This is a genomic window from Maledivibacter halophilus (assembly GCF_900167445.1).
Taxonomy (GTDB): domain Bacteria; phylum Bacillota; class Clostridia; order Peptostreptococcales; family Caminicellaceae; genus Maledivibacter; species Maledivibacter halophilus.
Genome location: NZ_FUZT01000010.1, coordinates 221,925 through 245,433 on the forward strand (window position 1 = coordinate 221,925; position 23,509 = coordinate 245,433).

23 protein-coding genes and 2 rRNA genes are annotated in these 23,509 nt (G+C 30.5%); 4 read left to right on the top strand and 21 right to left on the bottom strand.

Annotated elements, in window-relative coordinates; translation table 11 throughout:
* Positions 1 to 201 precede the first annotated feature (201 nt).
* On the top strand, positions 202 to 957 hold the full coding sequence (locus B5X81_RS19165; RefSeq protein ID WP_208985097.1) for a thermonuclease family protein: 756 nt from the start codon (positions 202 to 204) through the stop codon (positions 955 to 957).
* A 122-nt stretch (positions 958 to 1,079) separates the two neighbouring features.
* On the opposite strand, the gene B5X81_RS19170 is transcribed toward B5X81_RS19165, so the two are convergent.
* A complete protein-coding gene (locus B5X81_RS19170; protein ID WP_079494034.1) occupies positions 1,080 to 1,895 on the bottom strand; it encodes a MerR family transcriptional regulator in 816 nt (271 codons plus the stop codon).
* Positions 1,896 to 2,038: 143 nt separating this feature from the next.
* Complete coding sequence (locus tag B5X81_RS19175; RefSeq protein WP_079494036.1) at positions 2,039 to 2,674, bottom strand: MtnX-like HAD-IB family phosphatase; 636 nt, start codon at positions 2,672 to 2,674, stop codon at positions 2,039 to 2,041.
* A gap of 415 nt (positions 2,675 to 3,089) precedes the next feature.
* Here B5X81_RS19175 and B5X81_RS19180 point away from each other — a divergent pair, with 415 nt between their 5' ends.
* Positions 3,090 to 3,335: an AbrB/MazE/SpoVT family DNA-binding domain-containing protein gene (locus B5X81_RS19180; protein ID WP_079494037.1), complete on the top strand. Its 246-nt coding sequence runs from the start codon at positions 3,090 to 3,092 to the stop codon at positions 3,333 to 3,335.
* Positions 3,336 to 3,585: 250 nt separating this feature from the next.
* Here the strand turns inward: B5X81_RS19180 and rsmI are convergent, their stop codons facing one another.
* The 10 genes from rsmI to B5X81_RS19230 all read right to left on the bottom strand — a co-directional run bounded on the left by rsmI (position 3,586) and on the right by B5X81_RS19230 (position 11,769).
* Positions 3,586 to 4,428, bottom strand: a complete 843-nt coding sequence (gene rsmI, locus B5X81_RS19185) for a 16S rRNA (cytidine(1402)-2'-O)-methyltransferase (RefSeq protein ID WP_079494039.1) — start codon at positions 4,426 to 4,428, stop codon at positions 3,586 to 3,588.
* Positions 4,429 to 4,457: 29 nt separating this feature from the next.
* On the bottom strand, positions 4,458 to 5,216 hold the full coding sequence (locus tag B5X81_RS19190) for a tRNA1(Val) (adenine(37)-N6)-methyltransferase (protein ID WP_079494040.1): 759 nt from the start codon (positions 5,214 to 5,216) through the stop codon (positions 4,458 to 4,460).
* A gap of 32 nt (positions 5,217 to 5,248) precedes the next feature.
* Entirely contained in the window at positions 5,249 to 5,872 is a 624-nt protein-coding gene (locus B5X81_RS19195; protein WP_079494042.1) for a TlpA disulfide reductase family protein, read from the bottom strand.
* 124 nt (positions 5,873 to 5,996) lie between these two features.
* Positions 5,997 to 6,692, bottom strand: a complete 696-nt coding sequence (locus B5X81_RS19200) for a cytochrome c biogenesis CcdA family protein (protein ID WP_079494043.1) — start codon at positions 6,690 to 6,692, stop codon at positions 5,997 to 5,999.
* A gap of 104 nt (positions 6,693 to 6,796) precedes the next feature.
* Positions 6,797 to 6,970 carry an indolepyruvate ferredoxin oxidoreductase subunit alpha gene (locus tag B5X81_RS19205; RefSeq protein ID WP_079494045.1) on the bottom strand — a complete coding sequence of 58 codons (174 nt, stop codon included), beginning with the start codon at positions 6,968 to 6,970 and terminating at the stop codon, positions 6,797 to 6,799.
* Between the two features lie 148 nt (positions 6,971 to 7,118).
* Positions 7,119 to 7,997, bottom strand: a complete 879-nt coding sequence (locus tag B5X81_RS19210; RefSeq protein WP_079494046.1) for a PSP1 domain-containing protein — start codon at positions 7,995 to 7,997, stop codon at positions 7,119 to 7,121.
* The gene (locus tag B5X81_RS19215; protein WP_079494048.1) at positions 7,969 to 8,979 is read right to left on the bottom strand and encodes a DNA polymerase III subunit; all 1,011 of its coding nucleotides are present in this window, start codon (positions 8,977 to 8,979) and stop codon (positions 7,969 to 7,971) included. The genes B5X81_RS19210 and B5X81_RS19215 overlap by 29 nt, the downstream gene beginning before the upstream one ends.
* Positions 8,980 to 9,311: 332 nt before the next feature.
* A complete protein-coding gene (locus B5X81_RS19220; RefSeq protein WP_079494049.1) occupies positions 9,312 to 9,638 on the bottom strand; it encodes a cyclic-di-AMP receptor in 327 nt (108 codons plus the stop codon).
* A 54-nt stretch (positions 9,639 to 9,692) separates the two neighbouring features.
* Positions 9,693 to 10,313, bottom strand: coding sequence for a dTMP kinase (gene tmk / locus B5X81_RS19225; protein WP_079494051.1), 621 nt, complete (start codon positions 10,311 to 10,313; stop codon positions 9,693 to 9,695).
* A 13-nt stretch (positions 10,314 to 10,326) separates the two neighbouring features.
* Positions 10,327 to 11,769, bottom strand: a complete 1,443-nt coding sequence (locus B5X81_RS19230) for an aminotransferase class I/II-fold pyridoxal phosphate-dependent enzyme (protein WP_244282165.1) — start codon at positions 11,767 to 11,769, stop codon at positions 10,327 to 10,329.
* A gap of 386 nt (positions 11,770 to 12,155) precedes the next feature.
* Between B5X81_RS19230 and B5X81_RS27595 the strand changes: the two genes are divergently transcribed.
* Positions 12,156 to 12,326: a hypothetical protein gene (locus tag B5X81_RS27595; RefSeq protein ID WP_170917497.1), complete on the top strand. Its 171-nt coding sequence runs from the start codon at positions 12,156 to 12,158 to the stop codon at positions 12,324 to 12,326.
* 17 nt (positions 12,327 to 12,343) lie between these two features.
* Here the strand turns inward: B5X81_RS27595 and B5X81_RS19235 are convergent, their stop codons facing one another.
* From B5X81_RS19235 to B5X81_RS19265, 7 genes are all read right to left on the bottom strand, one after another.
* Positions 12,344 to 12,859 (bottom strand): hypothetical protein, encoded by a 516-nt coding sequence (locus tag B5X81_RS19235; protein WP_079494054.1) that lies wholly within the window; start codon positions 12,857 to 12,859, stop codon positions 12,344 to 12,346.
* A 192-nt stretch (positions 12,860 to 13,051) separates the two neighbouring features.
* Positions 13,052 to 13,252 carry a hypothetical protein gene (locus tag B5X81_RS19240; protein ID WP_079494055.1) on the bottom strand — a complete coding sequence of 67 codons (201 nt, stop codon included), beginning with the start codon at positions 13,250 to 13,252 and terminating at the stop codon, positions 13,052 to 13,054.
* A 348-nt stretch (positions 13,253 to 13,600) separates the two neighbouring features.
* Complete coding sequence (locus B5X81_RS19245) at positions 13,601 to 15,139, bottom strand: Na+/H+ antiporter NhaC family protein (RefSeq protein WP_330397419.1); 1,539 nt, start codon at positions 15,137 to 15,139, stop codon at positions 13,601 to 13,603.
* 533 nt (positions 15,140 to 15,672) lie between these two features.
* Complete coding sequence (locus B5X81_RS19250) at positions 15,673 to 16,776, bottom strand: ATP-NAD kinase family protein (RefSeq protein ID WP_170917501.1); 1,104 nt, start codon at positions 16,774 to 16,776, stop codon at positions 15,673 to 15,675.
* Positions 16,777 to 16,804: 28 nt separating this feature from the next.
* Complete coding sequence (gene gcvPB / locus B5X81_RS19255; protein WP_079494059.1) at positions 16,805 to 18,376, bottom strand: aminomethyl-transferring glycine dehydrogenase subunit GcvPB; 1,572 nt, start codon at positions 18,374 to 18,376, stop codon at positions 16,805 to 16,807.
* A gap of 190 nt (positions 18,377 to 18,566) precedes the next feature.
* Entirely contained in the window at positions 18,567 to 19,970 is a 1,404-nt protein-coding gene (gcvPA, locus tag B5X81_RS19260; RefSeq protein WP_170917498.1) for an aminomethyl-transferring glycine dehydrogenase subunit GcvPA, read from the bottom strand.
* 32 nt (positions 19,971 to 20,002) lie between these two features.
* Positions 20,003 to 20,797, bottom strand: a complete 795-nt coding sequence (locus tag B5X81_RS19265) for an SDR family NAD(P)-dependent oxidoreductase (protein ID WP_079494061.1) — start codon at positions 20,795 to 20,797, stop codon at positions 20,003 to 20,005.
* Between the two features lie 565 nt (positions 20,798 to 21,362).
* Between B5X81_RS19265 and B5X81_RS19270 the strand changes: the two genes are divergently transcribed.
* Positions 21,363 to 23,093, top strand: a complete 1,731-nt coding sequence (locus tag B5X81_RS19270; protein ID WP_079494062.1) for a sigma-54 interaction domain-containing protein — start codon at positions 21,363 to 21,365, stop codon at positions 23,091 to 23,093.
* 73 nt (positions 23,094 to 23,166) lie between these two features.
* On the opposite strand, the gene rrf is transcribed toward B5X81_RS19270, so the two are convergent.
* Together rrf and B5X81_RS19280 are read right to left on the bottom strand one after the other, a co-directional pair.
* Positions 23,167 to 23,283, bottom strand: a 5S ribosomal RNA gene (gene rrf / locus B5X81_RS19275).
* Positions 23,284 to 23,369: 86 nt separating this feature from the next.
* Positions 23,370 to 23,509: ribosomal RNA gene (locus tag B5X81_RS19280) — 23S ribosomal RNA — on the bottom strand; the annotation flags it as partial.

A 23,509-nucleotide genomic window follows, 5' to 3' on the forward strand; every position in this document is an offset into this window, starting at 1 on the left:
TTTTATATTTTAGTTTTTTAAAAACATATATCTCTCTTCATCTGTGAACATATAAGAATTAATATTTAGTTAAGAAACTTGCATAAATCCAATTTCCTCAATTATATCTATTTTACTCCGTACAAATGTTTGGTATACTATTAAATATGTAATAATTTTATATCCGACATCATAGCTTTTAGCTGCCTAAGGGAGGATACAATGAAAAAAATATTTTTTCTAATAATTATAGCACTATTACTTTTTCTTGTTTTACCAGATTTTATACCTGAAGAATCTTCTTCAATGGCAAATAATAACTCATCAGAATTTTTTACTAAAATTAAAGATATATCATTCAAGATAAAGGATAGTATAGGTGGTCATTTTACAGAAGAAGATAGAGATCAGTTAAAGAAAGACCTTTCTAATTTAATATATAAACTTCGTAATATTATCACTAAGGAAGAAATGGCTAATATCAAGGAGCGAGCCGTTGATCTTGTAAAGGAGATTAATAATTCCCTATGGAATAATCTTGGTGATTCCGATTATGAGCGAGCTATTGTTAAAAGAGTGGTTGATGGAGATACTATTGAAGTCATTTTAAATGGTTTAGAGGAAAAAATAAGGTTAATAGGTGTAAATACCCCTGAAAGCGTTGGAAAATATAAAAATAATCCCCAGGTCTTCGGAAAGAATGCCAGCAGCTTTACAAAGGCTTCTTTATTGGGTAAGGTTATTTATCTCGAAAAAGATGTTGGGGATAAGGATAAATATGGTCGTCTTCTAAGATATGTATGGCTGACCGACCCCTCCACTGGAAATTTACAAGAGGATATGTTTAATGCCATATTGCTTAAGGAAGGCTATGGCAGTATCATGACTATACAGCCTAATGTAAAGTATCAAAAAATTTTTTTAAAGCTTGAAAGGGAAGCCAGAGAAAACAATAGAGGGCTTTGGCAATTTAAGTAATACAAAGGCGTATGAAAACGCCTTTGTATTTGTAAGTTCTAAGTTCAAAGTCTTAAGGTTATTCTTTGGAATACTTAAAGCATGACAAAGGACCTTTAACTGTCACATATATTCTCTACCTCTTATTTTTTGCTAATTGGAAAATATATTTCTGTAACGAATTCCTTAGGACTGCATTTTGAACCTGGACCTTTTATATATCTTTCATATGGAGGTTTTATGATTTCATAGTCATTTTCCTTAATCCAATCTAAAATAGCTGCGTACCCCTCTCCTATTTCACTATATGGTCCAATAAATGTAGTATGGGCATAGGTTCCTCCATCAATTGTTCTTGTACTGATATCCTTAGTCTTATATTCACGATTTACAGGAACACATACCTCTATATCTGCATTTTCGTGATCAAAGTCTTTATCATAATATATTGTCATACATTCACCAGTCACAGTTAATTCATATTTATGGATATTTTCAAAAACCTTTCCTATAAGACTGCTTATATTATCCATAGACATTGTATCTCTTATACTGAGAACTGTAAATGGTTTCATTGTGTCTATTGTAATATTGAATTTTCTATTTGAAGCCACTATATCATCTCCCTTCTCTAATAATTCAATCTCATCCTTCATTTCTATTAAAAGATATCTACTGTTACTTATTTCTTCTGTCAATTCTGAAATTTTTTCTTCCATTTTCCTTTTAAGATAACTTGGATTATCTTTTTCTAAAACTTCACGTATTTCCTCCAATGAAAATCTATACAACTTTAGCCTATTGATCAATAAAACGTCCTTTATCTGATTTTTAGAATAAAATCTATATCTATTTTCAGGATTAATATATTCTGGTTTAAGCAATCCTATTTTGTCATAATGTCTAAGCATTTTTGTAGATACCTTTCCAATCTTAGAAAATTCACCAATGGTATACATACTTACCTCCTGTATCGATACTTTTCCTTTACGAACTAGTTCAATTTCATTATAAGCCTTCCCATAATAGTAAGGTCAATAGAATTTTTAAAAATATAAATAAAAAAACAGAAGCTAATCAGAATATTAACTTCTGTTTTTTATTATTTTTGTAAATAATCTATCACATCTTTGAAGCTGTCATATTTAATATATTCTATTTCCTTTTCATCACAATACTGGGCCAAATAGCTTTTAGCAAATAGCATATCAGCATTTTCCGCCACACATCTATCAGAATATCCATCACCTATGTATATGATTTTATCTGAGCTTTCCTTTAGTTTATTGTAAATTGAAGTTTTACATGTACCACATTTCCCACAATCTTGTGATTTGTGGGGAAACTTTAAGTTGTATTCACCTTTATCATCAAAGAAAAAAATATTGCTGTAAATTTCCATATTATTTATTTTATTTTTCTTTAGCACTGTCCTTATATTAAAATCAAAACCATCACTAACAATATATATATCATAGTTTCTTTTTCTACAAAACTCAATAAATCTAATAAAGTAATCGTCAATCTCAATTTTTTCAAGAAAGCTCCTTAAAGTCTTCTCATCAAAGTCCATTAAATCAAAGAGCATTTGACTGCACTGCTGAGTAGATAATTCTCCATTAGACCATCTTTCATCTATGTTTTTCCAATCCCTGGTAACGAATTCATTAGCCACTGCCACACATGTATCTTGTTTTGTAATCGTTCCATCAAAATCAATCATAATAGTTTTCTTCATTTTAAAATCTCCTTTAAGTAAAAGCTCAAATCACCTATTGTAGTTAAAAATTAAATCTATTCACTATCAATTAGATATATAACTCTTTACGTAAATACACTCTAATCTTAAAGCTTTTAGATATTCTTGTCAAACTGATAATCATTTATTCATTTATCGACATTTTCTGAATTGAATTTTACAAAATTCAATTCTAAATTACCTTAAATTTTTGGTCTTTGAAAATTTTTTTTGACATTTTTATATATTTTAAGTAAATTGAAATCAAGTTATTTTAAGGGGTATAGCCCATAAATTTCAAAATAATAATTTAATTTGAAATAAATTTTGCTTAAAAGGTTGACTTTTATTGGTAGTTCTGGTATTATTTAAATTGAGAAATATGTCGAACAGTGTCTAAAGGAGGATGAATTTGATGAAATCTACAGGAATAGTTAGAAAAGTAGACGAACTGGGAAGAATAGTTATACCTAAGGAGTTAAGAAAAACATTTAATATTGGTGAAAAGGATGCATTAGAAATATTTGTGGATGGTTCACAAATTATACTAAAAAAATATGAACCAGCTTGTATTTTCTGTGGTCAAGCCAAAGATAATATTAACTACAAAGGTAGAAATATCTGTCCAGACTGTGTAGAAGAATTAAAAAAGTCAAAATAATTTAAGTGCTTGTGATATACACAAGCATTTTTCTTTTTTATACATCCTTTTGAAAATTACACATCAACTATAGATAAACGACACTAATATTTGAGATAATTACATAATTTAAATTTGGGACAATTGCATAATATATATGTCAGCTCTCTAGAGATTTTAAAACTAGATATAAAAAGTTGTTTATGTTTAATTATAATATTCTACAATGCTTATATATTTTCCTTTAATAAACAATTAACAATTTATGGTATTAAATTCCTATACTATGTTTATATACTTCTTTTTTAGGTATATTTCTTTCCTTAGACACTTTTTTTATTGCTTCCTTTTTAACTAATCCCTTATCCATATACAATAGTATATGATCCTTTATAGAAATATTTTCAAAGCTTTCCTCATGAATATCTTCTATATTTCCACCCTCCATTAAGATTACAAATTCACCCTTTGGAGTATTCTCTTTAAAATATTCTATTATATAAGAGACTTTTCCCCTTATAATTTCTTCAAATTTTTTTGTCAGTTCTCTAGCCACTACCATATATCTATCATCTAGCAATTCCTCAATATCCTTTAAAGTATGTAAAAGTCTATGGGGAGATTCATAAAAAATAATTGTTCTATCATCTTTTCTAAGTAATTCTAATCTCTCACGTCTCTTTTTTCTATTTCTATCTAAAAATCCTTCAAAGGAAAATCTATTTGTATTTAGTCCTGATGCTACTAAAGCTGTTACTACAGCACTTGCTCCAGGTAATACTTCGACCTTTATGCCACTTTCAATACAAAGCTTTATTATATCTTCTCCTGGGTCAGAAATCCCAGGCATTCCAGCATCACTAACCAATGCGATTTTCTTTCCATCCATCAATTCCTCTATAAGCTGTGGCCCCTTCTTAAGTTTATTATGCTCATGATAGCTTGTAAGTGGTTTCCTAATCTCATAATGATTTAAAAGCTTAATAGTATGTCTCGTATCTTCAGCAGCTATTAAATCTACTTCCTTTAATATATTAAGCACTCTTATTGTAATATCCTCTAAATTACCTATTGGTGTTGCACAGACATATAGCTTGCCTATCTTATTTTCCATATGCTTTTACTCCTTTATATAAGCCTTAGCTAGAAGCTATTTATACTCTCTTTTCCATATATCTCATAGATTTCATGGGTATAGCTCCCATCTTCATTATAAACGTACAAAGGATTTAAGAACTTCAGTTCAGGCTTTGCTGCCTTTATACATTTTAATAATAACAGATTTGGTTTTTTATTTCTATTAGGATGTATAAATCTTATTTTTTTCGGTTCAAGTTTATACTTTCTACATAAACACATTATATCAACTAGTCTATGGGGTCTATGGACCAAATAAAAATGACCATTATGCTTTAATAGTCTTCCTGTAATTTTAATAATATCCTCTAGAGTACACTTTATTTCATGCCTTGAAATAGCCTTCAAACTTTCTGGATTCTGCAAACCTCCCAAGGGACTCATATAGGGTGGATTTGATACCACAACATCAATTGAATTTACATCTATTATTTTATCTACTTCTTTAAGATCTTCATTTATTATGTTTATTCTTTCTCCTAAGTTATTAAGCTGTACACTTCTTCTTGCCATATCTGCAACTGTTTTTTGAATTTCTATTCCATAGATTTTCTCAGCATTGCTTTTGCCAGCTATTAGTATAGGGATTATCCCTGTACCAGTGCCTAAGTCTACAACCTTAGCATTTCTTTTTATTTCGCAGAAATTGCTAAGAAGTACTGCGTCTACACCAAAACAAAACCCCTTGGGGTTTTGTATTATTTTAAGTCCTTTACATTGAAGATCGTCTATTCTTTCATTTTCTTTTAATAAAACTTCATCCATTATTATCGCTCCAATCGATTATAACTTAAAACTTATTCCATCCCTAACTCTATCTGTTCTTTTATCATTTCTTCATTCATTGCTCCAGCTAAACGATTCACAATAATACCTTCCTTGTTTATTATATAGGTTGTTGGAATACTACTTACTCTGTATTTTTCACCAACAGATTGATCCTCATCGCTATCGTACAGAACTGGGAAAGTATATTTGTTCTCCTCTAAAAAGCTATTAACACCTTCAATACCTCCCCTTTCTGAAAGTGTAAGATTTACTGCTAGTATTACAACATCTTTGTCCTTGTATTCTTCATATACTTTTTGCATATGTGGCATTTCAGCTTGACAAGGTCCACACCAGGATGCCCAAAAGTTTAAAAATACTACCTTTTCCCTTAAGGATGAAAGACTTATTTCATTTCCCTCTTTATCTAATAATGTGAAATCATAGGCTATATTTCCTGGGAAGATACCTTCTTTTATTTCTTCATCTTCTGCCTTTTCTCCTTCATTATTTTCCTCTGTTTCTAAATTTACCTGAGTATTTTCTTCTACAGCATTAGATTCTTTATTTTCTTCATTCCCTTCATTCGAGCATGCTGAAAATAAGACCACCGATAAAAGTAAAACTAATATTAAACTAAAAATCTTTTTCATAATCTTTACACCTCTTTTTATAATATTAATTTTTATTCACCATAACTGTAAATCGAGAAACTTGCATAATTAACATTATTAATTTTAAAATTCTTTACATATATTATGTAATTTCCTCAACCATTTAAGAAAAAAATGTTATGATGGTAGTCAAGTTATTTGTATAAACTAATATACCCATAATTATAAGTAAAATCCCACTTGCAACTTTAATTATCTTCAAATATTTATCTAAATTAGTAATTCTTTGAAGAATCAGATTTAAAAATAATGCTGTTATAAGAAAAGGTATGCTAAAACCTAGTGAATATACTATTAAAAGATATATACCTTTTCCATAGGTTTCCAAACTGGCTGCCATCATAAGTACAGAACCAAGAATAGGTCCTATACAAGGTGTCCAACCAAAACTAAATGCCATACCTAGTATTACTGAATTAATAAACTTAGGTGCTTTTGCCTTAAATTTGACTTTCCTCTCCATATTTAGAAAGCTCAAATTAATAATTCCTATGTGATGTATACCGAAAATTATAACTACTATGCCCCCTACTTTTCTAATTATATTACTATTAAAATACAAAAACTTCCCTAAGGCAGTGGCCGTGGCACCAAGTGCTATAAATACCAAGGTTAATCCCACTAAAAAGCCAATTGAATTTACAAAAACTGATCTTTTTAGTCCTCCAGATTCTATCTCCTCCAGTGAATCTCCTGTTAGATAGCTTAAATATATTGGCATTAATGGCAATATACATGGTGATAAAAAAGAAGCTATCCCTTGTAAAAAAACTACTATCGATGAAACATTATTCTCCATTTCTGTATACCCCCTACTGGTATTGATGTAATCCTATTATACTATAGTCCTAATCAAATTAAAAGGGTTTAAAAGAAAAAAGACCCTACTATGGGTCTTTACTATTATTCTTCTGGATGTGGAGCATCTACAGGACAAACATTGGCACAAGCTCCACAATCAATACATCCCGATGCATCAATAACGTATTTATCTTCTCCAGCACTTATTACATCAACGGGGCATTCTGGTTCACATGCGCCACAACTAATACAGCTATCATTAATATAATATGCCATAATTATTTCACCTCCGCAAAAAAAGTTTAATATGCTTTCTTAATAAATTATGTCCACTTGTTATACTTTTTATTATATTTTATTTCACAGCAAAAACATCAAAGACTTAAAGCCCTTGATGTATAAATTAATCTTTCAACTTGCTTCCCTATGGTAACTCTTTATCTTTGGATTCCTCTTCATCGTCAGATTTAGAAATCCTTTTCACTTCATTTTTGTGGAATATATAAATATCATCGCTTAATTCCAAATCCTTTTTATCTATATTTTCATCAAGTATAAGCCTAACCTTAACAGATTCCAGTAATACATTATTATCGATTACAATGGCTGGGCCTTCAGAAGTTAGTATTTTTTCTCCTGAATTAGGCAATCCTCTTCTCAGCTCTGTATAACTCATATGTTCATATCTTAAGCAACACATAAGTCTACCACATATTCCAGAAATCTTTGTAGGGTTAAGGGACAAATTCTGCTCTTTAGCCATTTTTATAGAAACCGGTTCAAATTCCCCAAGCCAAGTGGAACAGCATAGACTCACTCCACAGGGTCCAATTCCTCCTATCATTTTAGCTTCATCTCTAACACCTATTTGTCTAAGTTCTATTCTGGTTCTAAATATTGAAGCTAAATCCTTAACAAGCTCTCTAAAGTCTACTCTACCATCTGCAGTAAAGTAAAATATAACTTTGTTATTATCAAATGTATATTCTACATCTATAAGCTTCATTTCCAAACCATGCTCTTCGATTTTCTCAAGGCATATCTTAAATGCCTTTTCTTCCTTTTCCTTATTTTCTTTATTTATAATCTCATCTTCTAATGTGGCAACCCTTAAAACTTTTTTAAGGGGAGAAATAATTTCTTCTTCAGTAATATTTTTTACCCCTACTACTACTTCTCCAAATTCAACACCTCTTGCTGTCTCTACAATTACATTTTCACCTTTTTTCACATCTATTTCATCAGGATCAAAATAATATATTTTCCCTGCTTTTTTAAATCTTACGCCAATAACCGTTACCATAAATTTTTACCTCCTGTAAATTTAAGAGCATGGTCTCAATACTTAAACTAAAATTCACATTTGCATCTATATTCTTTCTTATCTTTTCTACAATTTCTATAAATTCGCAAAAATTTTCACTTGGCAATTTGTTTGCATGAAGCCTTAATATATCTATTTTATCAATATTTAGCAAATGTTCTTCTTCACCTGTTTCTGACAATAATAGCAAATCTCTAAACCAAATAATAAAAAAATCTAATATTTCCGATATATATTCTTTATTCTTTTCAAAAAAATCTACATATTCTAAAAGCTTTAATTTATCCCCACTAATTACCTCATCAATTATATCTATTGTAATCTCTCGTCTACTTTTGAACTCTTCTGATTTATACAGATTCATTGCTTTCCCTATTGATCCGTCAGAAAATCTTGTAGCTATAGATAAGTCATTATCTCTAATATTATAATTTTTCTTTAGATACTCTTCTATTAATTTTTTTGGTATTCTATTAAATTTTATTATTTGACTCCTGGATCTAATAGTGGGAATAAGACTATAGGAATTTTCAACGATCAAAATGATAATACCATACTTCGGAGGATCTTCTAATATCTTCAATAACCTATTTTGTGCACTAATAGTCATAGTATGTGCATCTTCTATTATAAATACTTTTTTATCACTTTCATATGGTCTTAAAAGAATATCGTTTTGAAACTCTTCAATCTGTTTATTCTTTATGCTTTTACCATCGGATTTAATTATACTTATATCAGGATGATTGTTGTTATTTATTTTAACACAAGAAGAACATGTTTCACAACCTAGACTTTCATTTTTACAATTTATGGCTTTGGCAAATTCTACTCCCGTTATCTTTTTTCCCACTCCCTTTTGTCCTTCAAAAACATATGCATGGGAAAGTCTATTGCTATTTATTGCATTTTTTAGAAAACTTATTATTTTCTCATGTCCTATTACCTTATCAAATCCCAAAGCTTACAATCCTTTCTATATAGATTTCCAATAGTAAAACTTAATTTATACATATCAAAATATCCGATGCTTCTAAGGATTTTTGATGTGTATAAATTAATTGTTTTACTAGAATATCTATAGATAACCAAGATTAAAACTCAGTATAAATTTCACAGAAAATAATGAATGCCTTTGCATTTTTTCTATGAAATTTATATTACCTTAAAGTTAGTTGTCTTTATATAGAGCTTATATAGTAAAACTTAATTTGTCTATATCTAAAAACTTGATTAATTAACAAGTTTTGGATGCGGATAATTTAATAGCTTTACTTGAATCTCTATCGCCTATTATGCTTTTTCAAATCTTTCTATGTCAACTACAAATATAGTGGCTCCACCAACTACTACCTCAATGGGTATAGGGATAAAATTAGCATTATCTCCTATCATTGGAGATGTGGTAGTTATTTCCTTTCTTGTTTTACACACATTTTTTATAATGCTTATTACTTCATCTATCTTTTCTTCTTTTGTTCCTACTAGAAGCGTAGTGTTCCCGGATTTTAAAAAACCTCCCGTTGAAGCCAGTTTTGTAATGCCAAAATTAGCTTCCGTTAATTTCTCAACTAATTTATTAGAATCATCATCATGAACTATAGCAATAATAAGCTTCATAATTGTTCCTCTCCTCCCTAATTATATTTTTTACTATTTGAAACAAGACTACATTTAAAATTGCTTATCTATAACTTTTTTAATGATAATTTCATGGACTTTTTCAATTGATTTAGCCGCATCTATGCCAATTATTCTCTTTGGATAAAGCTTCTCTAGCTTAAGATATCCTTCATAGACCTTATTATGAAATTCAAGCCTTTCCATATCCAGCCGGTTGCATTCATCTGAAGAAAATTTTCTGCTTAAACCTTTTTCTGGAGAAATTTTCATAAGAAATGTGATATCAGGTTCAGTTCCATCAGTAGCCATATCATTAATCTTCTTAATAAAATCTATACCTAAGCCTCTTCCTATTCCTTGATATACTATACTAGAATCTACAAACCTATCGCATATAATCACCTTACCTTCTAAAAGAGCTGGTTTAATTACCTGTGCAACATGCTGAGCTCTTGAAGCCGAATAAAGGAGAGCTTCTGTAATTCTATCCATTTGCGTGTTTTTTCTATCTAATATTATTTTTCTAATTTGTTCACTTATATCTGTTCCTCCAGGCTCTCTAGTAATTAATATATCGTAACCCTTCTTTTTAAAATATTCCTCTAATAATTTGATTTGGGTTGTTTTTCCTGACCCATCTGGACCTTCAAAGGTTATGAATACTCCACTCATAATATCCCTCTCTCTATTTTATAACTTTTATTGTATCTAAAGAACTATCACTTACTCCAACTATACTTATACCTAGGCTTTTGAGTATTTTTACATATTCAATAACCTCTCTGCTAATTACCTCACCAGGACAAATAAGAGGAATGCCTGGTGGATATGGCATAATATATTCTCCGCTAATCCTACCACTACTTTCAATAAAGGATATGTTCTCTTTCTCTTTATACACTGCTTCTCTAGGTAAAATCTCTATTTTAGGTATTCTAAAGCTAAACTCAGGAATATCAATTCTTTTATGGTTTATTTTTCTATCATCATGTATTGATTTCAAAGCTTTGCAAAGTCTTTTAAAATCATTTTTTTCATTTGCTATGGAAGATATAGCCAATATATTATATATGTCAGCCATTTCAACCTGAATATTATATTTTTTTCTTAATATTTCTTCAAGCTTAGAACCTTCAATCCCAATTTCTTTCATGCTTATAGTCAATTTGGTTATATCTATGTTCTTTACTCCATATCTACCTATAATTTCTTCGGAAATCATATTTAGTCCTTCTATTTCAGTAAATTCATTTTTGAAACCATTTATATTTTCAATGAGTTTTTCCATTAAAAATCTGCCTTCCTCAGCTGCTATACTCATGGCCATATCTAAAGAAATCATAAGAAGATATGATGGACTACTGCTTTGATTTAGAGAAAGCATAAATTTTAATTTATCAATATCTACTCTTCCCTTTTTTACATGAAGCATAGAGCCTTGGGTAAAGGCTGGTAATGTCTTATGTGTGCTATGGACAACTATGTCTGCCCCTGCATCTAATGCTGATATAGGAAGCTTTTCACTTAACTTGAGATGAGCTCCGTGGGCTTCATCTACCAGTAATATTTTATTATGCCTTCGAACTATTTTAACTATTTTTTCTATATCACTACATATTCCATAGTAATTAGGATATGTTATAATAACAGCCTTTGCATCAGGATGCTCTTGAATAGCTCTTTCAATGGCCTCAGGAGTAACAGCTCCCATTAAAAACAGTTTTGAATATATTTCCGGCTTAATATAAACAGGTAAAATTCCAGCAAGTATAATTCCACTTATAACAGATTTATGACAGTCCCTTGGAACTATTATTTTATCACCAGGTTTTGTGGTAGCCATTATCATGGAAATAATTCCACAAGTAGTACCATTGACTAAAAAAAATGTGTAATCTGATCCATAAAAATCCTTAGCCCTATTCTGGGATTCTTTTATTATTGACTTAGGAGCATATAAATTATCAGCTCCAGGAATTTCTGTAATATCAAACTCACCGATATTACTACCTATATCAATTTTATACTTTTCAAAAATTTTACCACTTTTGTGACCTGGAACATGAAATGAAACCATATTTCTTTTAGAGAGTTTTGATAATTCATTCATCATAGTGGATCTCTTCAAAAAATATACCTTCTTTCTTTAAAATTTCATAAATATTTAAAAAATTGCAATTTTTATCTAAAATTTGGGAATAATTTTAGTATATAGAGTTTTAACAGTAAAACTTAATTCGTGCATATATAAATACTCAAGTCTTCTGGGAATTTTAAATATGTATAAATTAATAGTTTTACTTAAATGAGAAACTTGTATAATTAACATTATTAATTTCAAAATAAAATATGTAGATAACTGACCTGACTCACTCTACTACATTTTATATTTTAAAATTCTTTACATGTATTATGCAATTTACTCAAATCTTTATAAGGTATCATAATTTTATTTATTATACTTGAAGAGCTATATAATTTCCTTACCTAATTATATCTCAAAGGAGGGTATAAATGAAAGGTTATACTCCTATAACTACTTTAAAAGATTTCGTTTATACATATTCTTCCCATAAAAGCGATACAGAAATTGCTTATTTGCTTAATATAACTATAAGTGATATAAAAGCAGTCAGGAAGGATTTTGTAAAGAAGTCTAAGAGTGAAGAATTAAAAGTTTTATAGTACTATAGGGTTATTAGTTAACTAATAACCCTATCATTTTTACTTTTTTCAAAATTTCTTTTTAATGCCTTTAAAAAGGCTTGATTAGGTTCAAGTATAAGTCTGTAAGAGCTATCTTCTTTTAAAAACTCAATTACATACCAATCATCCTTATTATTATTTATTACAAACTTATACTGTTTAATATCTTTATTACTTGGCTGTAATTCATTATAAGGATTTAAGCTAACTATATCCTTAGGTTTTATATGAAAAAACACATGATTTGATCTGCCTATTACCCTTTCTACCATTAATTCATCTTCTATTATTCTATAGTTATAAAAAGCTAAATCCTTGTATAATATATATCCACAAATTACGCTACATACTACTAGTGAAATTATAGCTGCTATACTTCCATAGGATGCTCCATATCTACTGAAAAATCCAATAGCTGCATTCACCATTATAACTGTAATCACAATCATTCCTAGTATTTTCCAAAAGCTTATATGTTTATTCTTTACGGTTTGTTTAAGTATTGATGACATAAAGAAAAACTCCCCACTTAATTTGATAATAACATATTACCATTAATTTTTGATAATTACAATAATCCAGGGAAGTTTCTATTTATTCTGTTTATAATATTGCATTGCTTATAGGCTCCATGTTGTAAATTCCAACTCTTAAGAGCTTTCTTACAATATAAAAATTTTAAATTTTCTATTCTAAAACTAAAGTCACTTTGCAATCTTTAAATAATCTCTTCTATAATAATCCTTTTTTGCATTATTAGTACTAATGGTTTTAGATAATTTTTTTTTACTATGCTTTATTACTTCATTCATTGTATTTTTTAATATATAATATTCTGCATAAGCAATCGGTATACATAATATAAATAAGAACACTATTCTTAAAGATGTTTTTAATATAGTCATAATCGTATCAGTCCTTTAATTTTTCTTTATTTAACTACTCTATTAACTATTCTATCTTTCTTTTGAATTTCCTGCCGCGAAAACATAGTTCTTTTGTACTATTTCTTCTAGTTTTGTCCTATCTTGTAGAAACCATTATTATAAAACACATCATATAGTTGTTGATAAACTCTATAAATACCATATATATTCGACAGAATTGTGGATAAGTTGTGAATAAACAAAAAACTTATGGTGTTTTATCCACAAGCGGGATTACCATAAGTTTTTTATTTATTTTAAATATAATTTTAAAATAAGGAATAGACCAAGTAAAAAACTATTAATCTCAAAAATATCTAGACTATACTATACAGTTTCTTCTAGAATTTTTCCTGATTTATTAAATTCTTTTCTTAACCTAATATCAGGCTCCGAAGGAAGTCCAAATAATGGTATAAATCTATCTAAGCCAGTTATTGTAAGTATTAGCATTGAACTTACTGCAATATAGGCCATAAAATTCATTTTAATAATATCAAAAGGTACAAAGTTATAAAGAGGATATACAGCATTGGCAATTCCTACATAGAAAAGTACAAAAGTATGCCATGGTATTAATTGTGATCCATAAACTCCTAATGCATCAGCAAAGGTGGCATTTCTTAGTCTAAGCTTATACATATCTTCTTCACTAGCTTCAACATTTTCTTCTGTTATGGTTCTAATAATTGGGCTAATTGTAACAATTTCTGCCGTTTCATCTCCAAAGGCTACATTTCCTCCTAAGCAAAGAAGTGAATTATAGAACATAAGTTGTCTAACATTTCTTGAAACATTAATAATCCCTTTTACTAGTGGTTCAAAAGCATTCATACTGTTCATAATTGCACCAAAAGCAGCAACCCACATCATCATAACTATCGACCAGCTTCCAGCATCACCAAACCCTGTAAGAAGATAACCTAAAAATTCATTTATTGAACTAACCGTTCCAGCCACCATACCTAAAATCAAAGAAGAAACTATCCCTGAACCTAAGCATATCATTGTTTGAAATCCTTTTATAGCCATTCCTATAACAATTATTAGTGGAATAACCATATAAACTGGAACTCCTGTTTTTACCTGCTCAAGCAATATTACTGCCGATGCCCTTTCCTCAGATAAAGCAGTCCAAGCAGTGTCAGGAATAGAATTTATTGCCTCTACCGCACTGCCCACATCACTAGGAAGCCCCATTGATGTTCCAACAATAAAAATTACAATTCCTGTAGCCAAAGCACATAACAATGACCATACTCCCTGATGTCTTACTCTGTGTATAATTTCTACTTGTTGTAATCCTGAGCTAAGCACCGTAGTATCAGATATAAGTCCAATATTATCACCAAAACATGAACCACCAGCAATAGATGCCACTGTAAGTAAAATACTTCCTCCAACTATATGATTTAGCCATAGAAAGACTGGTGCACAAGCTGCAAAGGTCCCCCAAGATGTTCCGGTTGCAATAGATAATACGCAGGTTACAATAAAACCAACCACAGCCACAGACTTAGCTGTTACTCCCATATTCAAGGATATATTAATAATTGCTGCACCAACACCAGTGGCCATAAAGGCCTCTGCCAATCCGTAAGCAAACATTAATATAAAAAATACAATTACTATTTCTCTTACATTACTTAATGCTTTATCCAATAATTCTTTAAATTTGTATTTTTTTATTCCCATTGAAATAATTGTTGCATAAGCTGTTGCAATAGGAGCTGCTATTAATACATCCATACCGCTCATTAATAGTCCTGCAAGAACAAAAATAGGTGAAAACTTTAATATTCCAATTAATAATCCCATAATTTTTCCTCCTAAATTTAGATAAATAACACTAAGGTTTAAATTTATTAAACCTTAAAACTATTTATCTTTAATATAATTTGAAAATTTGAAACAAACGCCCTATAAATACGTTTTCCTTAAACAAGAGATACGTCAAACCATTTTTTTGCCCCCTTTTTTCGGAATATTCTGTTAATTTTTGTTGGTATAATTTCCCTCTTGAAAAGAAATTTTAAATATACAATATTATGAGATCTAAATATTGATTAAGCAAATTGTATGATATTTATTCTATGAGTCTTATTTTGAATAGTATATTATGTAAAATTAGAAAAGCATTAAATTAGTTGAGAAAATTGCATAATTCTAGCTTGGCACAATTGCATAATATATATGGTATGTCTTTGGAGATTTTTAAACTATATGTAGTAGATAGTTTTTACAGAAGGTAATTATGCAATTTGCTCAGTTTTTAAAAGTTCCAAACTTTGGATAGAAAATTTTCAGATACGTATATTAATTATTATCGGTTTAATTTTCTATAAAACAGCTTAAACTTAAGCTATTTTATAGAAAATTGTATCCTTATTTAAAATGTTTTATGAACTAATCTTATATATCATTTTTTCTCTATAAGCTGTAGTTACTTTAATATATCCCTTTAGCATTTTATCAATATTAATGTCTCCAGTATCTACAAGAAAAGCTTGCCCCTTGAGATTGCTAATCTTTTCTTTAGTGGCCACAACAATAATATTCTCTTTTCCTACACATTTAATAACCTTAGAACTAATTTGTTGATTCCCTCTTCCAAATAAATAACCTTGGCCTCCTATTGGAGTTATAACCATTTTGCATGGTTTAGTAGAACTATATTTTAACAACTCCTTTTCTGCAGCATCTAGAGAAACAATTTTTTTATTGTATACCAAATCCACTCCTAAAAGAGTAAATGGTAGATTTAAATTTTCCATTATAGGTCTTGTTGTTGAGCCAGGCCCAATTATATATAATATGTCTTTTTCCATATTGTCTATAATATCTAAAGATATAGAATTCTGGGCAGCCCTTTCACTAAGTGGGGTTCCGGACTTTCTACTTTGCATATATTTCTTTTCAAAGGGTATATTTAAATATCCATATAATCTGGCCTTTACCCTTCCATTTCTATATGCCTCTTCATCAATATCCAAAACTTCTACCTCTTTTACCAACCTTATCTTCTCTTTGAGATAAAGCATAGCTAACTCTCCTGCTCTTAAGGGATTTTGAGCATAAACAGGAGAATGAATCTTTACACCTGCTGGCACACCTATAACCACTACTTTACCTCCAACTGCATTATAAATATCTCTAGCTGTCCCATCTCCCCCTGCAAAGAGAATTAAATCCACATTTTCCTTTAGCATCTCTTTTGCTGCAGCCACAGTGTCTTCCGAAGTAGTAAATTTATTGTTGGAAGTAATTTTTACTATCCTTACTTTAAATCCAAATTCTCTTGCCTGTATTTCTCCCATATCACCGGAACAAGTCAGCACTTCAATTTCTTCACTGATTTCTCTAAGAGGTCCAAGTGCTGTTTTGGCTCTTAAAGGGGCCATGGGAAGAGCACCAAGCTTTATGGCTTTATCAATTACACCATCGGTACCCTTTAATCCAACTTTTCCACCCATTCCAGCAATAGGGTTTATAATCAGCCCCATTCTTTTCACTTACATCACCCTTCTATTCTTACCCAATAGTGGTTTTCTTCAGATAACTTCTCCAGGTAATTGCCCACTTATCAGGATCATCCATTCCCGATTCATCTATTTGATGAACTACGCTACTGTGGGGTGCAGTTTTTATTATTTCCGGGTTTTCATAGGCTTCACTAAATACATGCTTTAATGTTGCTATATATTCATCAAGGTCTTCCTTAGAAGGAGTTTCCGTAGGTTCCAATGTTATGGGTTCAGGAATATAGTATGGATGATGACTGGTCCAATAATGCATACCGAAGTCCATCATTCTTCTTTGTATATCACCAGTAGTAATCCCTGTATCCTTTGTTAATTTTTCTATAGTATATCTAACTTGTTCTATACGCTGCTTACCTTCAATATAAGGAGCATCTACACAATCAATTTCCATGAGCTTTTTAAATAAATAATTATTATTAAGAACAGCAATCTTACCTGCTTCATACAGCCCTTCTGGTCCAAGACTCCTAATCCATGAATAAGCCTTTAATACAACTGGTGCAACACCATTAAATAGTCTAATCTTTCCAACACTATAGGGATTATTTGTTACTTCATAATTCAAGAAATACTTCTCTCCATCATAATCAATTAATGGAGCAGGCAAGTGTTTTTCCAACTCTTTAGTTACACCGGTAGCTCCTGTAGCTGGTCCACCACAGCCATGAGGAGTTGAAAATGTTTTATGAAGATTGAAAAAGCACATATCAAAACCAGCTTCTTTAGCTCTTGTCACCCCAAGTAATCCATTGGCATTAGCTTGGTCGTAACCGCATAATCCACCAAATTTGTGAACTAGCTCAGTAAATTCTTGTATCCTTGGATTATATACTCCTGTATCCTCTGGATTAGCAACTATAAATGCAGCGGTTCTTTCACTAACGGCTTCTTTGAAAGCTTCAAAATCAGGATATCCATTCTCATCGGGATGAATATATACAATCTTATATCCCTTTACAGCTGGTGCTGCAGCATCAGATGGATGAGAATAGATTGTTGTAATTATCTCATCTCTTGTGTCAGCCTCGCCTTTTTCTTCAAAATACTTACTCACTATTGAAGCCAGAGTAAAAGCTCCTTGACTTCCTCCTCCAGGTTGAAAAGTAAACCTATCCATTCCAGAGATTTCTCTCATATAAGTATCAGTTTTGTACATAATTTCTAGTATCCCTTGAACTGTACTTTCATCTTGCAGAGGATGAAGTTCAGTAATTTGACTTGATCTTGCCAACAATTCGTTAACTTTAGGACTATATTTTACTGTACAAGTACCTTGACCAATTTCAATATTTACATCGGCTCCCAAAGTTTGTTGTGATAAACGTGTATAATGCCTTAATACTCTGGGTTGAGATATTTCAGGTAAATTTGGTGCTTCTTTTCTTTTCATATTTTCAGGTATGTTTGAAATTCCATCACCAACAGCAGATGCTATTTCTTCTTCAGCCTGTGGAACAAGTACTCCCCGTTCACCTTTTTTGGATAATTCAAATATTATTGGTTCATCCCATTTGGCCTGATGAAAATTTCTTACTTTATAATTTCTATTAATTCTTTTCATCTAAATCCTTCCTTTCTATAGATATAACCGATTTATAAACACTCAAGTAAATATTTTAATTTATACATATCCAAAGCTCCTAGAAGGGTTAAATATTTATAAATGTATAAATTGAGTTTTACTATAGATAAACAAGCTAAAAATTTATTAATCCTTAAAATTGATTATCTTTATAGGAACTCTATATAAATTATTTACTAATAATTTCTTTTATTGCTTCTATTAATTTATCAATATCTTCTTTCGAATGAATTTCTGTTACACAATATAATGCACTTTGACCAAGCTCAGGAAAATCTAATGATAAATCCTTACCTCCAAAAATCCCTTTGCTCATTAATTCCTTATTTATTTCCTTCACTGTTTTTCCTGTTTCATTAAAATCAACAACAAATTCTTTAAAATTAAATCCACTAAATAGAGAACCTTTAATTCCTTTAATTTCATTCAATTTTTTTATAGCATATTTAGATTTTTGTATAATAGTCTGTCCCAATTCTTCCATACCTCTTGGTCCCATAGTTGCCAAATATACCCCTGCTGTAATTCCCCACAATGCAGATTGCGTTCCAACATATTCTTTTCCATGCTCTCTATGGTTTCCAAAGGAAGTTCTATCGTAAGCAACATCACCAAAACCATATTCTCCTTCTACAGTAGTAGGTGCAACTCCAAAGAGACGTGAAGGAAATTCCATTACATATTTTTCTTCATCCCGAGTAGCCATAAATCCTGATTGCCCGCCACCATAATTCATATGAATACCTAGGGGCTGTAAATCACCACATATAATATCTGCACCATATTGAGTTGGCGGAGCAAGTATACCTAGTGAACTTGGGTCTACTCCTACAACGCTTACAGCACCTGCTTTATGGGCTATATCTGAAATTTCTTGACCATTTGTTTCAATAAATCCTAAGAAAGAAGGGTTTTCAAAATATACTGCAGCAGTTTTTTCAGAAACTTTATCTTTTAAATCCTCTAAATTTAATAATCCAGTTTCCTTATCATAGTCAACTTCAATTATATTAATATCAGGTGAACAATAATTTTTCATAATCAAATATTTTTCTCTATCCATAAGCTTTGGAACTAATACTTCTTTTCTATCTGTAATTCTTGAAGCCATTCGTACAGAAGTGGCAGCAGCCTGGGGCCAATCCATTGTAGGAACATTTACTACTTCCATATCCACTAATTCCGCAACTAGACTTTGATATTCAAATAATGCCTGGAATCTACCATGATCATTGTAGGGCTCACCCCCATATGCTGTTAAAAATTCTCCCCTTGAATTAATTTCATCACATAAGGCTGGTACATAATGCTGCCAGCAACCGGCTCCTAAAAAATTAATATTTTCCTTACATGTCTTATTTTTTGATAATAAGCTTTCAACATGTCTTTTTAATTCATATTCAGATTTAAATGCCTTTGGTATATTCATATTTTCCTTAAGTTTTATTGCCTCAGGTACTTCTGCATGTAAATCTTCTAAAGAATTTAATCCCAACTCCTTTAACATTTCTTCTTGTACTTCAGTTACTGAGTTTGGAATATACGGATGATTTTTGTATCCTTTTATAGCCATAAATATTTCCCTCCTATTTGATAAAAAATTTACTATGCTATTCCTCCACCATCAACAACTAATGCAGCTCCTGTAACCCAGCTAGAAAGATCACTTGCAAGATATAAAACTGCATTTGCGATATCTTCTGGCATTCCAATTCTTTTTAGTGGTCTATCTATGCCACATTCTTCTAAATATTTATTTTGACTGGTCTTATCAGTTACAAGACCAGTTTGAACTCCTTCATCTCTAAGCATTGCCGTATCAGTATCACCAGGATTAACACTGTTTACTCGAATATTTTGTGGTCCGTGATCTATAGCCATTGCACGAGTTAGGTTTACTATTCCTCCTTTAACTGCACAATAAGCAGCAGCCTGATCTCCACCTTTTAAACCCCAACCAGAACCAGTATTTATAATACTTCCTCCACCATTTTCTATCATCACTGGGATTACATATTTAGATAATAAGAAAGTTCCTTTTAGTCCTACATCAATAACAAAATCCCATTCCTTTTCCTCCAATTCAACGACTGTTTTTCTAACAGTCACTCCAGCATTATTAAACAGAATGTCAATACTATTAAACTTTTCTTTGATTTCATTTACTGTTTTTTGGATCTCTTCACTTGATGTAACATCACATTTGAAAAACTCTGCATCTCTTCCTGCTTTTCTGATTTTTTCAGCTTCTTCCTTACCCTCGGGATTAACATCCAGGATTGCTACTTTTGCTCCATAAGCTGATAAAAGTTGAGCTGCTCCAAGCCCAATACCAGCAGCTCCTCCTGAAATAACAGCTACTTTACCGTCTAAGGATAAAATATCTTTTTTTTCAAACATTCAAAATTCCTCCTAATTTTAAAGATATTTAAAAATAAAAGTGCTAAAGATTTATAGTGATTTATCAATCAATAATATATCTTTTTTTCTAATTATAATGAAATAATCTTAAAATTCAGTTTATACATTCTAAAAATATCAATACTTCTGAGATTTTTTTGATATATAAATTATATTGAGCAAATTGTATAATTACTTTTTTAAAAAAACAACTACTGCATATTGTTTTAAAACTTCTAATCTATACCATGTATACTATACATTTTTCTTAATTGTTTACTTTATTCTTTATATATGCATCTTCCATGCCAACTTCTCTTTTATAATTATGATTTATTTTTAAAATTTCACTGCAATACCATATCCCTTTTATTTTGTACTATTACAATTTAATATATATTTTTTAAGACCGATTAAAATCATTTATATTATAAAAAATTCTGAAAAACTTATTGTCATTATTGTCATTTATTTGTCAACTTTGTCAATATAATATATAATTATTATAATATTAAAATAATTTTAAGATTTAAAATAAATTTAGTATTCTACTGAGGTGTTTAATATGATTTTACTTAATCAATTTAAGGAAGATTTGCAATCAATAATTGAATCAATAAGCACCATTATAAACATTGAAGCCGCTGTTTTTGATGTACAGAGCCATTTAGTGGCCAGTACTGAATCCTATTTACAACACAAGGGTAATACTGTTCATGCACCATCAATTAAAGAAGTCCTTATTAATGGCAATGTTTTAGTTAACAAACCTGGCTATATGAAATCCTGTATTGGCTGTAGATTTAAAGAGCACTGTCCAGCAACAATTGAAATATTAAACAGCCTCATGATTGAAGATGAACCGATTGGAGTAATTACTTTAACTTCTTTTACAAAAGAGGGGCATGATGAAATAACTAAAAATACAAATATTTATATTGAAGTTTTAAATATCATTTCACAATTAATTTCTGACATTGTTTTTCTAAAACATAAAAGAAATAGTTTTGAAAATATGCAAGTAGCATTACAGGAAATTCTAGATATATCTCCAGATCCTTTATTAATAATTGATAACAAGGGTTTAGTAACCAATCTTAGCTCTTCAGCCCTCAATATGTTTTCCTTTTGTGATTTCTATACAAAATCTATTTCTCAGCTCCTTCCTGAAGGCCTTGTTAATAGAATACTAAGGGGAACTTCTCTTTCAAATAGACGTATAGAGATTAATAATAATTATGCTAACGTATCATCATCTCCCATTAGAAGCAATAATATTTTTAATGGTGCTGTAATACATATTAGTGAAAGTAAAACTATATTAAATAGAAAAGAAATTGAAGAAACTAATGATACCATATCACTAAAAAGTATAAAAGGTGATTGTAAATTAATAAAAAAACTTAAAAAGAAGGTTAGAAAAATTTCTAGTAGTACTTCAACAGTATTAATAACTGGTGAAACAGGTACAGGTAAAGGCCTATTAGCTAAAACTATTCATAATATAAGTAATCGATCCAATGGCCCCTTTATTTCTGTAAATTGTGCAAGCATACCCGAAACTCTTTTTGAAAGTGAACTCTTTGGATATGTAGAAGGTGCTTTTACAGGTGCTAAAAAAGGTGGAAAACCTGGACGTTTTGAGCTGGCTCAAGGAGGTACTTTGTTCTTGGATGAAATTGGAGAAATGCCTATAAGTATGCAATCTAAGCTCTTAGGTGTATTGCAAGATTTTTCCTTTGAAAGAGTAGGAGGCATTACTTCTATTCCTGTAGATATAAGAGTTATAGCTGCAACTAATAAAGATATTGAAGAAATGGTACAAAAGAAAGAATTCCGATCAGACCTTTATTATAGATTAAATGTTATTCCTATAGATCTACCTCCACTAAGGGCAAGAATAAATGATATTGAAATTTTAGCTTATCAATTCCTGAAGGAATATAATTCAAAACTCCATAAAAATATAACTAAATTTTCAAATGAAGTAATATCCTTATTTATGTCTTATGATTGGCCAGGAAATATCCGTGAACTTCAAAATGTAATAGAATATGGGGTTAATATTGAAGAAACAGATATTATGACTTTAAGTAGTCTTCCCCAAAGGTTATTTAGAAATAGATCTGGCGATACTGACAAAATTAAAACAAAAATTAAAAATACAGAATTAGAAGCTATAATAGCTTCTTTAGATAAACATGGATGGGATGTCAAAGGAAAAACTGCTGCCGCTAAAGAACTTGGTATTGGTCTTAGAACCTTGTATAGAAAGCTTAAAAGCTATGAGGACTAGACATATTATAATAATTCCTTTTACAAAAAATAAAAAAATCTGAAAGGAAAATTCCTTTCAGATTTTTTATTTTAACCGGCAACGACCTACTCTCCCAAGCAGTTACCCGCCAAGTACCATCGGCGCTGAAGGGCTTAACTTCTGTGTTCGATATGGGTACAGGTGTATCCCCTTCGCTATTGCCACCGGATTTGTGCACTATCGTGGAAATGAATAATGTATAGTGCATAACTAATAATTGTTTTTTTATTCTCTCAAAACTGAACAATGGATGTTTTGGTCAAGCCCTCGACCTATTAGTACCTATCAGCTAAAGACATTACTGCCCTTACACCTTAGGCCTATCAACCAGATGGTCTTTCTGGGGTCTTACTCCTTTCGGATGGGAAATCTTATCTTAAGGTGGGCTTCGCGCT

Coding starts and splice junctions, on each gene's coding strand:
- B5X81_RS19190 (WP_079494040.1), bottom strand. CDS start 5,216: ATGGATGAAGTTTTATTAAAAGAAAATGAAAGAATAGACGATCTTCAA.
- B5X81_RS19200 (WP_079494043.1), bottom strand. CDS start 6,692: ATGGAGAATAATGTTTCATCGATAGTAGTTTTTTTACAAGGGATAGCT.
- B5X81_RS19170 (WP_079494034.1), bottom strand. CDS start 1,895: ATGTATACCATTGGTGAATTTTCTAAGATTGGAAAGGTATCTACAAAA.
- rsmI (WP_079494039.1), bottom strand. CDS start 4,428: ATGGAAAATAAGATAGGCAAGCTATATGTCTGTGCAACACCAATAGGT.
- gcvPA (WP_170917498.1), bottom strand. CDS start 19,970: ATGGCTATAAAAGGATACAAAAATCATCCGTATATTCCAAACTCAGTA.
- B5X81_RS19180 (WP_079494037.1), top strand. CDS start 3,090: ATGAAATCTACAGGAATAGTTAGAAAAGTAGACGAACTGGGAAGAATA.
- B5X81_RS19270 (WP_079494062.1), top strand. CDS start 21,363: ATGATTTTACTTAATCAATTTAAGGAAGATTTGCAATCAATAATTGAA.
- B5X81_RS19175 (WP_079494036.1), bottom strand. CDS start 2,674: ATGAAGAAAACTATTATGATTGATTTTGATGGAACGATTACAAAACAA.
- B5X81_RS19250 (WP_170917501.1), bottom strand. CDS start 16,776: ATGGGGCTGATTATAAACCCTATTGCTGGAATGGGTGGAAAAGTTGGA.
- B5X81_RS27595 (WP_170917497.1), top strand. CDS start 12,156: ATGAAAGGTTATACTCCTATAACTACTTTAAAAGATTTCGTTTATACA.
- B5X81_RS19195 (WP_079494042.1), bottom strand. CDS start 5,872: ATGAAAAAGATTTTTAGTTTAATATTAGTTTTACTTTTATCGGTGGTC.
- gcvPB (WP_079494059.1), bottom strand. CDS start 18,376: ATGAAAAGAATTAATAGAAATTATAAAGTAAGAAATTTTCATCAGGCC.
- tmk (WP_079494051.1), bottom strand. CDS start 10,313: ATGAGTGGAGTATTCATAACCTTTGAAGGTCCAGATGGGTCAGGAAAA.
- B5X81_RS19220 (WP_079494049.1), bottom strand. CDS start 9,638: ATGAAGCTTATTATTGCTATAGTTCATGATGATGATTCTAATAAATTA.
- B5X81_RS19205 (WP_079494045.1), bottom strand. CDS start 6,970: ATGGCATATTATATTAATGATAGCTGTATTAGTTGTGGCGCATGTGAA.
- B5X81_RS19210 (WP_079494046.1), bottom strand. CDS start 7,997: ATGGTAACGGTTATTGGCGTAAGATTTAAAAAAGCAGGGAAAATATAT.
- B5X81_RS19240 (WP_079494055.1), bottom strand. CDS start 13,252: ATGACTATATTAAAAACATCTTTAAGAATAGTGTTCTTATTTATATTA.
- B5X81_RS19165 (WP_208985097.1), top strand. CDS start 202: ATGAAAAAAATATTTTTTCTAATAATTATAGCACTATTACTTTTTCTT.
- B5X81_RS19235 (WP_079494054.1), bottom strand. CDS start 12,859: ATGTCATCAATACTTAAACAAACCGTAAAGAATAAACATATAAGCTTT.
- B5X81_RS19265 (WP_079494061.1), bottom strand. CDS start 20,797: ATGTTTGAAAAAAAAGATATTTTATCCTTAGACGGTAAAGTAGCTGTT.